The following is a 14,069-nucleotide window of genomic DNA, read 5'->3' as shown; positions in this document are numbered from 1 at the left end:
TTGCGAGCCGAATGGCCTAACCGGCTGACCGGTTAGGCGGTAACCCGAAGCCGCACTTTCACGTGAAAGTGCGGCCTTGCTATACGTGCGTATAGGGGACTACATTCTCGTGTAGTTTGCTACACGTACGTATAGGACGGGCATGAGCACCGAAGACCTCACCGCGCGGGCCCGGATCCGCGACGCCGCCATCCGGCTGTTCACCGCCCGCGGCATGGAAAAGACGTCGATCCTGGACATCGCCGAGGCGGCCGGGGTGTCGGGCGGGCTCATCCGCCACCACTTCGGCTCGAAGGACGGCCTGCGCGAGGCCTGCGACGCGTACGTCTTCGACGAGCTGCTCAAGTTCAAGGAGGACGTGCTGGCGAAGGGGGCCGCGAACCCGGGGTTCCTCCCGTCGTTCGACGCCCGCCAGCTGCTCTACCGCCGGTACCTGGGGCGCGCGCTGATCGACGGCTCCGAAGCCGCCGCCGCCCAGTTCACCGAGATCGTCGACGGCACCGAGCGCTACTTCCGGGAGCAGGGCATGGACATGCCCGACCCGCGGGGCGTCGCCGCCGCGCTCGCCGCGATGACCGGCGGGCTGATGATCCTGCAGGACCACGTCGCCCGCGCGCTCGGCGAGGAGCCGGGCACGCACGAGGCGATGCTGCGCATGTCCCTGGCCGCCGGGCACCTGTTCCTCAACCCGCTCGGCGACGGCGAAACCCTCGAAAAGGCCCGCGAAGCGCTGGCCGCCTACGAACGGAAGGGATGACGATGGCCGAAGCGATCACCGCCGACGGCCTCACCAAGGCGTTCGGCCGGACGAGGGCCCTCGACGGGCTCGACCTGACCGTCCACACCGGCGAGGTGCACGGCTTCCTCGGGCCCAACGGCGCCGGCAAGACCACGACGATCCGCGTCCTGCTCGGGCTGATGCGCGCCGACGGCGGCCGCGCCACCCTGCTCGGCGGCGACCCGTGGGCCGACGCGACGCGGCTGCACCGGCGGCTCGCGTACGTGCCGGGCGACGTCACGCTCTGGCCCAACCTCACCGGGGGCGAGGTCATCGACCTCCTCGGCCGGCTGCGCGGCGGTCTCGACGCCAAGCGGCGCGCGGAGCTGATCGAACGGTTCGACCTCGACCCGCGGAAGAAGGGCCGGACGTACTCGAAGGGCAACCGGCAGAAGGTCGCGCTCGTCGCGGCGCTGGCGTCCGATGTGGAGCTGCTGATCTTCGACGAACCGACGTCCGGGCTCGACCCGCTGATGGAGGAGGCGTTCCGGCAGGTCGTCGAGGAGGAACGGGCCCGCGGCGACCGGACAGTACTGCTCTCTTCGCACATCCTGTCCGAGGTCGAGGCGCTGTGCGACCGTGTCACGATCATCCGGGCCGGCCGCACCGTCGAGTCGGGCACCCTCGACGAGCTGCGGCACCTCGGCCGGATCACGATCGACGCCTCGCTCGCGCACGTGCCGGCGGACCTGGGGGCGCTGCCGGGCGTCCACGACCTGGGCACGTACGGCTCGCACGTCCACCTGTCCGTCGACCAGCCCGCGCTGGACGACGTGATGCGGCACCTGGCCGAAGCCGGGCTGCGGAACCTGGTCAGCCGGCCGCCGACGCTCGAGGAGCTGTTCCTCCGCCACTACGAGCCGGCGCGATGACCGGGACCTTCGCGCTGCTGCGGCTGGTGCTCCGCCGCGACCGGCTGCTGCTGCCGCTGTGGATCATCGCCTTGACGGCGGCGCCGATGGGGTACCTGTCGTCGATCGAAGCCGCGTACCCGGACGAGGCTTCGCGACAGCACTTCTACGACCTGAACGCGTCGAGTGCGACGTTCGTGGTCCGCAACGGTCCGCTCTACGGCTCCTCGGTGGGGAACCTGCTGGCGTGGCAGTGCGGGTTCGTCCCGGTCGTGGCCGGGCTGATCGCGCTGCTCACGGTGATCCGGCACACCCGGACCGAGGAGGAGGCCGGCCGCCGGGAACTGACCGGCGCGACCGTCGTCGGGCGGCACGCGGGTCTGGCGGCCGCGGTCATCGCCGCCTGCGGGGCGTGCCTGGCGTACGGGGTGCTCGTGGGTGCCGGGCTGTCCGCGCAGGGCGTCCCGGCGGCGGGCGCGTTCGCGCTGGGGCTGGGATTTTCCTTGTGCGGCTGGGTGTTCGCCGGGGTCGGCGCGGTCGCGGCGCAGCTGACGTGGGGCGCGAGCGGCGCGCGGGGGATCGGGATCGGCGGGCTCGTCCTGGCGTTCCTGCTGCGCGCGGCCGGCGACAGCGGCCCGGCGGGCTGGCTGTCGTGGCTGTCGCCGATCGGCTGGGCGCACCGGCTGCGGCCGTTCGCGGGCGAGCGGTGGTGGGTCCTCGCGCTGGGCGTTTTCGCGACGGCGTTGCTCTTCGCGGCGGCGGTCCTGCTCTCCGCGCGGCGAGATCTGGGTGCGGCGCTGCTCCCGGCGCGGCCGGGCCGGGCGACGGCGAAGGCGTCCCTGCGCTCGCCGTGGGCGCTGGCTTGGCGGCTGCAGCGGGGGACGCTCGTGGTCTGGACCGGCTGCCTCGCGCTGGTCGGGCTGCTGATGGGCGGGGTCGCCAAGAACGTCGCGGGCATGATGCGCGACAACCCGGCCGTCGCGGAGGTGTTCTCCCGCGTGGGCGGCGGGGGCGCGGTGACCGACGCGTACCTGGCGGGCACGATGACGCTGTTCGGCCTGGCGGCGGCGGGGTACGCGGTGCAGGCGACGCTGAAGCTGCGTGCCGAGGAGGCGGCGGGCCGCGCGGAGCCGGTGCTGGCGACGGCGGTCGGCCGGCTCGGCTGGGCGGCGGCGCACGGGCTGATCGCGGTGCTGGGTTCGGCGGTCTTGCTGGCGGTCACGGGTTTGGCGACCGGCGCGGCGTACGGAACGGGCGCGTCGCTGGTCCCGGCGGCGCTCGCGCAGCTGCCGGCGGTGTGGGTACTGGCCGGCCTGGCGGCGGCGTTGATCGGTCTCGCCCCGCGTTTCGCCGCGGCGGCGTGGGGGCTGCTGGGCGCGTTCCTGCTGCTGTCGCTGGTGGGTACGGCGTTGCGGTGGAGCCCGGCGGTGCTGGGGATCTCGCCGTTCCAGCACTTGGCGCGCCTGCCGGGTGGCACGTTCTCGGCGGTTCCGGTGCTGTGGCTGGTCCTGATCGCGGGCGCCGCCGGCGCCGTCGGCCTGATCGCGTTGCGGCGCCGGGACATCCCGGTCGGATAACTCGAGCGGCAACCGAGGGAGTCGAACCCTGCGCGGCTTGTGAAGGCGGCGCCCATGGACCGGCCCTGACCCTTCGGCGGGCGACGGCTGCCATCTTTTCCAACACTGGCTAGTACCCCGATATTTCCCCTCTCAAGCCGTGCTTCACCCGGACGGGTCCGGCTGGCAAGGTAAGCGGCATGGATGATCTCCTGCTGCGCCGCGTGCGCCCCGGGCTCGGCGGCGAGCTCGCGGACGTACGGGTGAACGACGGCCGCGTCACGGCGATCACCGAGCCGGGGGCGCCCGGGTTCGCCGCGCGGGTCGTCGACGGTCACGGCGGCACGCTGCTGCCGGGTTTGGTGGACGCGCACGTCCACGTCGTGCAGTGGGCGACCTTCCGCCGCCGCATCCCCCTGGACGCGGCCCGGTCGGCCGCGGAGGCGATCGAGCTGCTGCTGGCGCACCTGCTGGCGACGCCGGCCCCGCAGTCGGAGCTGGTGGTGGGCGCGGGTTTCCGCGACGGGCTGTGGCCGGACCTGCCGCACAAGGACCTGCTGCAGCGCGCGCTGCCCGGCCGCGCGGTCGCGTTGTTCAGCGCGGACCTCCACACGCTCTGGCTGAGCCCGGCGGCACTGAAGCTGATCGGCCGCGACCACCCGACCGGCGTCCTGCTGGAGGCCGACTGCATGAGCGCGACGGCCCAGCTCCCGACGGCGTCGATCGACACCCAGGACGCCTGGGTCGCGGAAGCCCTCGCCGCCGCGGCGGCTCGCGGCGTGACGCAGATCGTCGACTACGAGTACGCGGACACGGTGGCGGACTGGACCCGCCGCGGCACGCCGTCGACCCGGGTTGCGTGCGTGATCGCGAAACACCTGCTGGACCAGACCATCGAGCGCGGCCACCGCACGGGCGACGTCCTCCCGGACGCGGACGGGCGCCTGACGGTCGGCCCGTTCAAGCTCTTCGTGGACGGCTCCCTCAACACGCGCACGGCTTATTGCCACGACCCCTACCCGGGCAGCGAGTCACCGGGCCTGCTCGAACTCCCGCCCGCCGAGCTGCTTCCCTTGATGCGCCGCGCTTTCGACCACGGCCTGCTCCCGGCGGTGCACGCGATCGGCGACCACGCCAACACGATCGCGCTGGACGCCTTCGAGGAGATCGGCTGCCCGGGCCGCGTCGAGCACGCCCAGCTGCTCGCGCCGGCCGACATCCCGCGGTTCGCCGCCCTGGGCCTGGTGGCGTCGGTCCAGCCCGCCCACCAGCCGGACGACCGGGACGTGGCCGACCGCCACTGGCACGGCCGGACTTCGCGCGCGTTCTCGTACCGTTCGCTGCTGGAGTCGGGTGCCCGCCTGGAGTTCGGCTCGGACGCGCCGGTCGCGCCCCTCGACCCGTGGGACGGCATCGCCTCGGCGGTCGCCCGCACCGACGACGACCGCCCGCCGTGGCACCCGGAGCAGTCGATCCCGTTCGCCGACGCGCTGGCTTCGTCCTCGGGCGGCCGCCGCGGCGTGGCCGTGGGGGACGTCGCGGACCTGATGGTGACGGCGACGGACCCGTCGGCGCTCTCGCCGTCGGACCTGCGGAACCTCCCGGTGACGGCGACCATCCTCGACGGGCACGTCACGCACCAGATCTGACCCCCTTCGTTCGGGGCTTGCAATGTCCACCGGACAACGGAAAGGATCCCACCGTTGATGTGACAACGTTGTCAGGAGGACACGGATGAGAGCGCGGACGCGCGTCCTTGCCACCTTGCTCGCCGGAGCCACGACGATGGCCCTCGCGACCCCCGCCCAAGCCGCCGGGCCGAGGTTCGCCGACGACCCCACCACGCTCGTCGACACCTCGATCGGCAACAACGGGGACGGCACCACGTTCCCGGGCGCCACCACCCCCTTCGGGATGGTGCAGCTGTCCCCGGACACCCAGCTCAAGAAGTACGCGTCCTACGACTACGCCCAGGACACGACCCTCGGCTTCAGCCACACCCACCTCTCCGGGGTCGGCTGCCAGACGATGGGCAACTTCCGCTTCATGCCCACCACCGGCGCCGTGACCAGCAGCGATCCCGCGCAGTACGGCGCGAAGTTCAGCCACGCCGACGAGACGCGACGGCCCGGGTACTACGGCGTCAAGCTCGGCAACGGCGTCGAAGCCGAGCTGACCGCCACCCAGCGCACCGGCCAGCACCGCTACACCTTCCCGGACGGTGCGAGCCAGAACGTCCTCATCGAGGTCGGCGAGAGCAACGGCTACACCTACGCCGGGGACGTCCACGTCGTCGGCGACGACACCGTCGAGGGCTGGCTGCAGGGCGGCAACTTCTGCTGGGAGACGCAGAAGGAGCGCTACAAGGTCTTCTTCAGCGCGAAGTTCGACCGCGAGTTCACCGGCTTCGGCACCTGGACCGACTCGAAGCTGACCCCGAACCAGCGCGACGCCAAGCTCGGGTCCCAGCGCACCGGCGCGTGGCTCACCTTCGGCAGCGACAAGAGCCAGGTCGGCGCCTCCGTCGGCCTGTCGTACACCTCGATCGACGGCGCCCGGCTGAACCGCGCGGCCGAGCAGCCCCAGTCGTTCGACAAGGCCGAAAAGCAGGCGCACGACACCTGGCAAGCCGAGCTGAACCGGATGCGCGTCGCCGGCGGGACGACCGCCGACCAGCGCACGTACTACAGCGCGCTGTACCGGTCGCTGCTGCACCCGTCCGTCGGGTCCGATGTGGACGGTTCGTACCGCGGCTTCGACGACGCCGTGCACCGCAGCCGGGACACGTACTACCAGATGTTCTCGCTCTGGGACACCTACCGGTCGCAGAACCAGCTGGTCGCGCTCCTACACCCGGACAAGGCGGCGGACATGACCAAGTCCGTCCTCAAGATCTACCAGGACGGCGGCTGGGTCCCGCGCTGGGCGCTGGGCGGCGGCGAGACGAACGTGATGAGCGGCGACCCCGTCACGCCGTGGGTGGTCGACAACTACCGCCGCGGCATCCTGGACGACCGGACCGCGCGTCAGCTCTTCGACGCGTTGTGGCGCAACGCCAACGAGGTCCCGGCCGACCAGTCGATCTTCCGCGGCCGCGACGGCAACCCGACGTACGTGAAGAACGGCTGGATCGGGTACCAGGACCTCCCGGGTTACACCTACGGCGACACCCGCCAGGCCGGCTCGGCGACCCTCGAGTACGCCCTCGCCGACTGCGCGCTGTCGACCATGGCGTCCGGGCTGGGCTACCGGGACAAGGCCGCGACGCTGTCCGCCCGCTGCGGCAACTTCGCGAAGCTGTGGGACACCGGCGTCGAATCCCACGGCTTCACCGGTTTCCCGCGCACCCGCGCGGCGGACGGCACCGGCGTCGGCGACCCCGACCCGGCGCAGTCGACCGGCTTCCACGAGGGAACGCCGTGGCAGTACCAGTGGCTCGCCCAGCAGGACACGGCGAAGCTGTTCGGCCTGATGGGCGGCCCGGCGCAGGCGGAGAAGCGGCTCGACACCTTCTTCGACACGCCGCTGCTGCTCACCGACCCGGCGAAGGCCGCCAAGGACTCCTGGGTCCACGGCGCGTACGACTACCACAACAACTTCGCCTTCAACCCGAACAACGAGCCCGACCTGCACGCGCCCTGGATGTACAGCTGGACGGGCGCGCCCTGGAAGACCTCGGCCGTGCTGCGCGCGGCGCGGACGCTGTTCACCGACACGCCGTACGGCATGCCCGGCAACGACGACCTCGGCACCATCTCGTCGTGGCTCGTCTTCGGCATGACCGGCGTCTTCGAAGCCCAGCCCGGCTCCGGGACGTACCTGCTGAGCACGCCGATGTTCGAGAAGGTCGAGATCCACCCGGCGGGCGGCCGCGAGATCGAGATCGAGGCGCCCGGCGCGAGCGCGGCGAAGCTGCAGTACACCCAGGACGTCCGGATCGGGTCGCGGGGCTACGACCGCAGCTGGATCTCCCACACGGACCTGCTCCGCGCCGGCAAGATCCGGTTTTCGCTGAGCGACACCCCCACGACGTGGGGCACGAAGTCCGTTCCGCCCGCTCTGTCCCAGGTGCGCTGACCTGCGCTTTGTGCTGAGCTGGGTGGCATGACGGAAGCGAAAGCCACGGCGACCGAGAAGTTCTTCCGGGTCGCCATCGCGATCAAGGGCCTCGACGGCGCGCTGCAGGTCGTCGGGGCCCTGATCCTCGCGTTCATCCCGGCCGCGGCCGTCAGCGGGTTCACCCACGCGGTGATCACCCGCGACCTGCTCGGCGACCCGTCGGGCACGCTCGCGCGGCACCTCCAGTCGGCGACGGAGAACTTCCTGAACGGCGACACCAAGACGTTCGCCGTCGCCTACCTGCTCGCCCACGGGCTCATCAAGCTCGGCCTGGTGTGGGCGCTGGCCCGGAAGATCGTCCGCGCCTACCCGGTGGCGGCCGTCGTCCTCGCCGCCTTCGTGGTCTACGAGATCTTCCGGGCCGTGCACACCCACTCGATCGCGCTGCCGTTCTTCGCCGCGCTCGACGTTGTGATCATCGTCCTCGTGCTGCGCGAGTACCGGCAGCTCAAACGCGGCTAGTGCGATGACCGGGAACGCACCCAATGTGGCGTTCGGTGCGTTCAACGCACCGAACGCCACATTGGGGCGCAAGCGAACCCGCCACACTGGCCTCCCCGCCCCCTCGGCAGCACCGACCACAACAACCCCGGCGGCCAACTCACCAACCGGAAGGGCCAACGCACCGACCCGAACGGCCAACTCACCCGCCTGCCGGCGAGTTGGCCGTTCCGGTGCACGAGTTGGCCGTTGTGAGCGGTGAGCCGGCCGTTCCCGTCTGACGACGGAGATCGGCACGAGGCCGTTCGACAGGCCGGCCTCACCACCCCAGGGCCCCGCCCCGGTGAACCTTCGTGGTCACCGCACTAACCGGGCTCACGCGGCGACGGGAAATCGCACCGTCGTGACGTCGGCCTCCAGGGGTTCGACGTAGATGGCGGTCGCGTTGTCCGAGCCGCCGCGGGCCAGCGCCGCTTCGACGAGTTCCGCGGCACCCGCGCCCGGTTGGGCCAGCACGGCGCGGATGCCGCCGCCGGCGAGCGGCTTGTGGATGCCGTCGCTGGTCAGCAGCAGGCCCGTGCTCGTGGTCTCCGCCGTGCCGATCTCGTCCGCTTCGGTGGTGCGGACGCTGGTCGTGACGACGTGCTCCATGCGCGGCGTCACCGGCTGGTGGCGGGCGCGGAAGTACTCCGCGAGGGTGTGGTCGGTGGTCAGCCGCGAGAGCGTGGTGCCGTCCCAGGAGTACGCGCGGGCGTCGCCGACCCAGGCGATGCGGTAGCCGCCGTGCGCGGCCGGCATCGCGACGACGAGCACGGCGTCCCCGCCCGCCTGCTCGCGGACGGCGCGCTGGGCGGCGAGCACGGCCTCGACTGGTCCTTTGTGGACCGGAGTCCGCGCGGCGGCCGCGGCGGCGGCGCGGGCGGCCCGTGCGGCGGCCGGGTCGTCGCCGACCCCGTCGGCGAGCGCGAAGACGACGCCGGGCCCGCCGGCGGCGGCGTAGGCCCCGACGGCGTCGGCGTTGAGCGAGCGGGGGCCCTGCGCACTCGCGGTGTGCCAGCGCGGGTACCCCGGACGGGTGGTGATCATCGCGGCCTCCTCATCCCCTCTGACCACCATGATCCGCGCCGAACCTGTGGGCCGTCTGAGACTTTCCGGTGCGGTTCCGCGTACGGTGGGAACGGGGTGGGGGCAATGGAGTTCCGCATGTTGGGGCCGCTGGCGGTGTCGCGCGCCGACGGCCGCCCGGCCGCGCTCGGCGGGCGCAAGCCGCGGACGCTGCTGGCGGCGTTGCTGCTGGCCCGCGGCCGGGTGGTACCCGACGAACGGCTGATTTCCCTGCTGTGGGACGCCGAGCGGCCTTCGACCGTGGAAGCGCAGGTGTGCACGTACGTTTCCCGCCTGCGCCACGCGCTCGGCCGGCCCGCCCGGCTCGTCCGTTCGGGCGGCGGCTACCTGCTCACGCCGTGCGGCACGGTCGACGCCGAGGAGTTCGAGCGGCTGGCCGGGACCGGCCACGACGACCTGCGCGCGGGACGGCCGGGCCCGGCGGCGAAGGCGTTCCGCGCCGCGCTGGAGCTGTGGCGCGGCCCGGTGCTCGCCGACGTCGCCGAGCCGTTGCGCGCGGGCGAGTCGGCGCGCTTCGAAGAGCTGCGGCTGGCGGTGCTGGAAGGCCGGATCGAGGCGGAAGTGGCGTCGGGCGACCACCTGCGTGCGGTCCCCGACGCCACCGCGCTCGTCCTCGAACACCCGCTGCGGGAACGCGCGAGGGCCCTGCTCATGGCGGGGCTCTGCGCGAGCGGCCGCCAGGCGGACGCGATCGACGTCTACCACCGCGGCCGCGCGCTGCTCGCCGACCGGCTGGGCGTCGAGCCGGGCCCGGCGCTGCGGGCGGCGTACCAGCGGGTGCTGGCGGCTCAGGCGGGGTAGGGCGCCGACCGGAAGTCCCGGTCCAGCTGCCGCGGCGAGCGGGGCAGCCAGTAGCGGGCCAGCGCGCGGACCTGCTCCCGGGGCAGGCCGGGGTTGACGTGCCGGTGGTCGGGTTTCGCGATCGACTGCAGCGCCCACGCGAACCCGACGAGCGGGTCGAGCGCGGCCCACCGCCGCCGGTCGATGTCCAGGACCATCTGCGCGCGCTGGACGGCGTGCCAGAAGTGGTACCCGTTCGGCGGATCGCCGTTCATGGTGTGCACCTCCGACTCGGCGGCCGCCCGCCGCGGGTCGAAGAGCACCCCCTGGCCGAAGGCGGCGAACGCGCCGGCGAGGCCGGCTTCGTCGCCGCGGTAGAAGCGGTCGAAGTTGTCCAGCTGCAGGGTCGAGAGCGTCCGCAGCGGCTGTTCGACGGGCTTGGCGAACTCGGCGTAGTTCCCGGGGTAACCCGGTTCCAGGCTCAGCGCCCGCCACTTTTCGTACAGGCCTTCCGGCGCGTTCTGCTGGATGAAGGGGAAGAGGACGGCGTAGGCGTCCTGGACTTCCTGCGCCGGGTGGTAGAGCGAGATTTCGTCGAGCTGGTACCAGAGTTCGTTGGCCCGCCGGTCCCCGCGCATGCCCTCGACCGGTGGCAGCCCGGTGTCGGCGGCAGCGGTCCCTTCGAGCAGCACGGCCCCGGCGACGGTGGCGACGCCGATCTTGAGCAGGTCCCGTCGATCCATGGTGCACCCCCTGACCGGCGGCCCCCTGCCGCCGTTCGCCGCCAAGCTACGGAAGGTTTCCATACTTTCTCTGTAAGATCGTTTCCGTGGACGACTACCGGGCGCTCTCGAACTTGATCTTTTCGTACGCGGCGCTGGTGGACGCGGGGGATTTCGCCGGGGTGGGGGAGTTGTTCTCCGCGGGCGTGTTCACCGGCAGCGGCGGATCGTTGAGCGGCTCGGCGGCAGTGGAGCGGATGCTGCGGGAAACGGTGATCGTGTACGAGGACGGGACTCCGCGGACCAAGCACGTGACGACGAACGTGGCGGTGGAGGTGCGCGGGTCGACGGCCTCGTCGAGTGCTTACTTCACGGTGCTGCAGGCGGTTCCGGGGCTGCCGCTGCAGACGATCGCGGCGGGGCGCTACGCGGACCGGTTCACGAAGAGCGAGTCCGGCTGGCGGTTCACGGAGCGCCGGGCGACGGTGGACCTCGTCGGCGACGTGAGCCACCACCTGCGTGCGAAAGGGGCGTGAGCGCCGGATCGCGCTCACGCCCCGTGGTGCGTGCGGTCAGCTCTGCAGGTCGTACACCGTTTGGCCGTCGACCGTGGTGGCGGTGAAGTTCGCCGTCACCCAGTCCGTGATCTCCGACGAACCGCCACCCGGGCCACCGCCCCGGCCACCTTCGACGTAGTACTTGATCTCACCGGCCGCCACGTAAGCCTTGAACTCGGCCAGCGTCGGGGCCGGGTCCGAGCCGCTCCAGCCGCCGATCCCGATCACCGCCTTGCCGCTGGCCAGTTCCAGGGAGGCCGCGCTCTGCGAGCCCGTGGTCGCCGCCGCCCACTTGGTCGTCGTCCGCGCGAGCAGCGAACCGATCGCGCTCGACGACGAATCCTCCCCACCGAAACCACCCCCGCCGAAGCCGCTCGACGTCGGGCCGGACGTCGGGATCGAACCGCTGTGGGCCACCGAAGCCGTCTCGACACCGTACGCCGCGGACGACGCCCCGATGGTCAGGACCAGCGCCGCCGCCACGACGGCCACCAGCCGGCGGGACGCGGGCACGCCCATCACCAGCACCGTGCCGACCAGCACGCCCAGCACCGCGACGAGCCACTTCAGCGCCGGGAACCAGTCCGGCGTCCGGTCCAGCAGGATGAACGACCACACCGCCGTCGCCACGACCATCCCGGCCAGCGTCGCCCGCGGCGCGGGGTTCGCCCGGCCGTGCCACAGCGCGCGGCCCGAAATCGCGACCAGCGCGGCGATCGCCGGCGCGAGCGCCACCGAGTAGTACGGGTGGACCGTGCCGCTCATGAAGCTGAACACCGCCGCCGTCACGACCAGCCAGCCGCCCCACAGGACCAGCGCCAGGCGGGTGCGGTCGGTGCGCGGCGCGCGGCGGGTGAACCACAGCCCGGCGACCAGCCCGATCAGCGCGGCGGGCAGCAGCCACGAGATCTCCGTGCCGAAGCTGGCGCCGAACATCCGGAACAGGCCGGTCGACCCACCGAACCCGGTGTTGCCGCCCATGCCGCCGCCACCCATGCCGCCGCCGTTGCCCTCGCCGCCGAAGATGCGGCCCAAACCGTTGTAGCCCAACGCGAGTTCGAGCAGGCTGTCCCCTTCGGACCCGCCGATGTACGGCCGCGACGACGCCGGCCACAGCTCCACCAGCGCGATGAACCAGCCCGCGGAAACGACCAGCGAGACGACCGCCCCGCCGAGGTGCAGCAGCCGCTTGCCCAGCGACGCCGGCGCCGCGAGCAGGTACACCAGCCCGAACGCCGGCAGCACCAGGAACGCCTGCATCATCTTCGTCAGGAACCCGAACCCGATCGCCGCGCCGGCCAGCGCGAGCCACCGCGGGCTCGCCTTTTCCGTGGCGCGCACGACGAAGTAGGCGCCCGCGACCATCAGCAGGACCAGCAGCGCGTCCGGGTTGTTGAACCGGAACATCAGCGCCGCCACCGGCGTCACCGCGAGCATCGCGCCCGCCAGCAGCCCGGCGACCGGGCCCGCGGTCCGCTTCACCGTCAGGTAGAGGACGCCGACGGACGCGACGCCCATCAGCGCTTGCGGCGCCAGCACGGTGAAGCTCGAGAACCCGAAGACCCGCGCGAACGCCGTGCCGACCCACAGCGCCGCCGGCGGCTTGTCGACGGTCAGGACGTTGCCCGAGTCGAGCGATCCGAACAGCCACGCCTTCCAGCTCTGCGTCCCGGACTGCACGGCCGCCGCGTAGAACGAGTTGCCGAAGCCGGACGCGGTCAGGTTCCAGAAGTAGAGGACGGCGGTCGCGGCCAGCAGCCCGAACACCGCCGGGCGGACCCAGCGCGGCGGCGCGTGCGCCACGGAATCCCTGCGGTGGCGCGGTTCCCGCGTCACGGGGTCGGACAGGACGGCGGTCATCAGGACTCCTTCTGGGTGGCGGCCTGGCGGCGCGGGTTGAAGACCCAGCCGCGCAGGAGCAGGAAGCGGAGCACCGTGGCGGCGAGGTTCGCCAGCACGAGCACGGTGATCTCCAGGACGAGGCCGGGCGTGGTGGACCCGTTGAGCAGGGCCAGCGACCCGCTCGTGAGCGCCAGGCCGAGGCCGAACACGATGAGCCCTTCGAACTGGTGCCGCCCGGCACCGGCGCGGCCGCGGATGCCGAACGTGAGCCGCCGGTTCAGCGCGGTGTTCCCGATCGCCGTCACCAGCAGCGCCGTGAAGTTCGCCGCCTGCGCGCCGACGACCGTCCGCAGCAGCAGGAACAGCACGAGGTAGGCCAGCGTGCTGCTGACGCCGATCGCGGCGAACCGGACCAGCTGCGTGACCAGCCGCGGCGGCACCCCCGGCGCGTCGACGCCGATCGGCTGGCGGCCGAGCTGCTCGCGCAGCCTGCTGATCGGGATCTCGCCGGTGAAGGTGGCTTTGGTGACGCGGGCGATGCCCTTGAGGTCCTCGGTGGCGGTCTTGACGATGTTGACCGACGAGTCCGGGTCGTCCACCCAGTCGACCGGCACCTCGTGGATCCGCAGCCCGGCGCGCTGCGCCAGGACGAGCAGCTCGGTGTCGAAGAACCAGCCGGTGTCGACGACGTGCGGCAGCAGCTCACGGGCGACGTCGGCGCGGATCGCCTTGAACCCGCACTGCGCGTCGCTGAACTTCGCGGCCAGCGTCGAGCGGAGGATCAGGTTGTAGCAGCGGGAAATGAACTCGCGCTTCGGCCCCCGCACCACTCGCGCCCCCCGGGCGAGCCTGCTGCCGATGGCGACGTCCGAGTGCCCGGACAGCAGGGGCGCGACGAGCGGCCCGAGCGCGGCGAGATCGGTGGAGAGGTCGACGTCCATGTAGGCCAGGACAGCGGCGTCGGAGGCCCGCCAGACGGCGTTGAGCGCGCGGCCGCGGCCCTTCTCGTCGAGGTGGTGGACGGCCACCTCGGGGAACTCGCGGGCCAGTCTTTCCGCCACCTGCAGCGTCGCGTCGGTGCTCGCGTTGTCGGCGACGGTGATCCGGTACGGGTAGGAGACGTGTTCGGCCAGGTGTGCGTGCAGCCGTCGGATGCACGGTTCGAGGTCGGCCTCTTCGTTGTAGACCGGGATGACGACGTCGAGAACGGGCTGCGGACCGGCCAGGTCGACCGGCACGGTCCCGGGCCGCGGTGCGGGGGCGGTGGCTGTCATGCCCCTACGGTCGCGGCCGCCGCT

Annotated in this window: 12 protein-coding genes; 8 read left to right on the top strand and 4 right to left on the bottom strand. The window is 72.3% G+C overall.

What is annotated here, in order from left to right:
• Positions 1-142: 142 nt before the first annotated feature.
• The 6 genes from EIY87_RS38260 (at position 143) to EIY87_RS38235 (ending at position 7,766) form a co-directional block, all read left to right on the top strand.
• A complete protein-coding gene (locus EIY87_RS38260) occupies positions 143-757 on the top strand; it encodes a TetR/AcrR family transcriptional regulator (RefSeq protein WP_125314817.1) in 615 nt (204 codons plus the stop codon).
• Between the two features lie 2 nt (positions 758-759).
• Entirely contained in the window at positions 760-1,650 is an 891-nt protein-coding gene (locus EIY87_RS38255) for an ABC transporter ATP-binding protein (protein ID WP_191984418.1), read from the top strand.
• A complete protein-coding gene (locus EIY87_RS38250) occupies positions 1,647-3,206 on the top strand; it encodes an ABC transporter permease (protein ID WP_125314815.1) in 1,560 nt (519 codons plus the stop codon). The genes EIY87_RS38255 and EIY87_RS38250 overlap by 4 nt, the downstream gene beginning before the upstream one ends.
• Positions 3,207-3,385: 179 nt before the next feature.
• Positions 3,386-4,834, top strand: a complete 1,449-nt coding sequence (locus EIY87_RS38245) for an amidohydrolase (protein ID WP_125314814.1) — start codon at positions 3,386-3,388, stop codon at positions 4,832-4,834.
• A gap of 85 nt (positions 4,835-4,919) precedes the next feature.
• Positions 4,920-7,262 carry a GH92 family glycosyl hydrolase gene (locus EIY87_RS38240; protein ID WP_225440305.1) on the top strand — a complete coding sequence of 781 codons (2,343 nt, stop codon included), beginning with the start codon at positions 4,920-4,922 and terminating at the stop codon, positions 7,260-7,262.
• 27 nt (positions 7,263-7,289) lie between these two features.
• The gene (locus tag EIY87_RS38235) at positions 7,290-7,766 is read left to right on the top strand and encodes a DUF2127 domain-containing protein (RefSeq protein WP_125314813.1); all 477 of its coding nucleotides are present in this window, start codon (positions 7,290-7,292) and stop codon (positions 7,764-7,766) included.
• A 354-nt stretch (positions 7,767-8,120) separates the two neighbouring features.
• Here EIY87_RS38235 and EIY87_RS38230 read toward each other — a convergent pair whose 3' ends face one another.
• Positions 8,121-8,831, bottom strand: a complete 711-nt coding sequence (locus tag EIY87_RS38230) for a PP2C family protein-serine/threonine phosphatase (RefSeq protein WP_125314812.1) — start codon at positions 8,829-8,831, stop codon at positions 8,121-8,123.
• 117 nt (positions 8,832-8,948) lie between these two features.
• Between EIY87_RS38230 and EIY87_RS38225 the strand changes: the two genes are divergently transcribed.
• Positions 8,949-9,671 carry an AfsR/SARP family transcriptional regulator gene (locus EIY87_RS38225; protein ID WP_225440304.1) on the top strand — a complete coding sequence of 241 codons (723 nt, stop codon included), beginning with the start codon at positions 8,949-8,951 and terminating at the stop codon, positions 9,669-9,671.
• Here EIY87_RS38225 and EIY87_RS38220 read toward each other — a convergent pair.
• Complete coding sequence (locus EIY87_RS38220) at positions 9,659-10,393, bottom strand: hypothetical protein (protein ID WP_225440303.1); 735 nt, start codon at positions 10,391-10,393, stop codon at positions 9,659-9,661. The two genes, EIY87_RS38225 and EIY87_RS38220, sit on opposite strands and share 13 nt — an antisense overlap.
• An 86-nt stretch (positions 10,394-10,479) precedes the next feature.
• On the opposite strand from EIY87_RS38220, the gene EIY87_RS38215 reads away from it, so the two are divergent.
• On the top strand, positions 10,480-10,908 hold the full coding sequence (locus tag EIY87_RS38215; protein WP_125314809.1) for a nuclear transport factor 2 family protein: 429 nt from the start codon (positions 10,480-10,482) through the stop codon (positions 10,906-10,908).
• A 36-nt stretch (positions 10,909-10,944) separates the two neighbouring features.
• Here the strand turns inward: EIY87_RS38215 and EIY87_RS38210 are convergent, their stop codons facing one another.
• Positions 10,945-12,789, bottom strand: coding sequence for an ArnT family glycosyltransferase (locus tag EIY87_RS38210; RefSeq protein ID WP_125314808.1), 1,845 nt, complete (start codon positions 12,787-12,789; stop codon positions 10,945-10,947).
• Positions 12,789-14,045, bottom strand: coding sequence for a bifunctional glycosyltransferase family 2/GtrA family protein (locus EIY87_RS38205; protein ID WP_125314807.1), 1,257 nt, complete (start codon positions 14,043-14,045; stop codon positions 12,789-12,791). Before EIY87_RS38205 ends, EIY87_RS38210 begins: the two co-directional genes overlap by 1 nt.
• Positions 14,046-14,069 lie beyond the last annotated feature (24 nt).

It is taken from the genome of Amycolatopsis eburnea (genome assembly GCF_003937945.1).
Classification (GTDB): Bacteria; Actinomycetota; Actinomycetes; order Mycobacteriales; family Pseudonocardiaceae; genus Amycolatopsis; species Amycolatopsis eburnea.
This window is presented reverse-complemented; position numbering and strand designations above follow the sequence as displayed.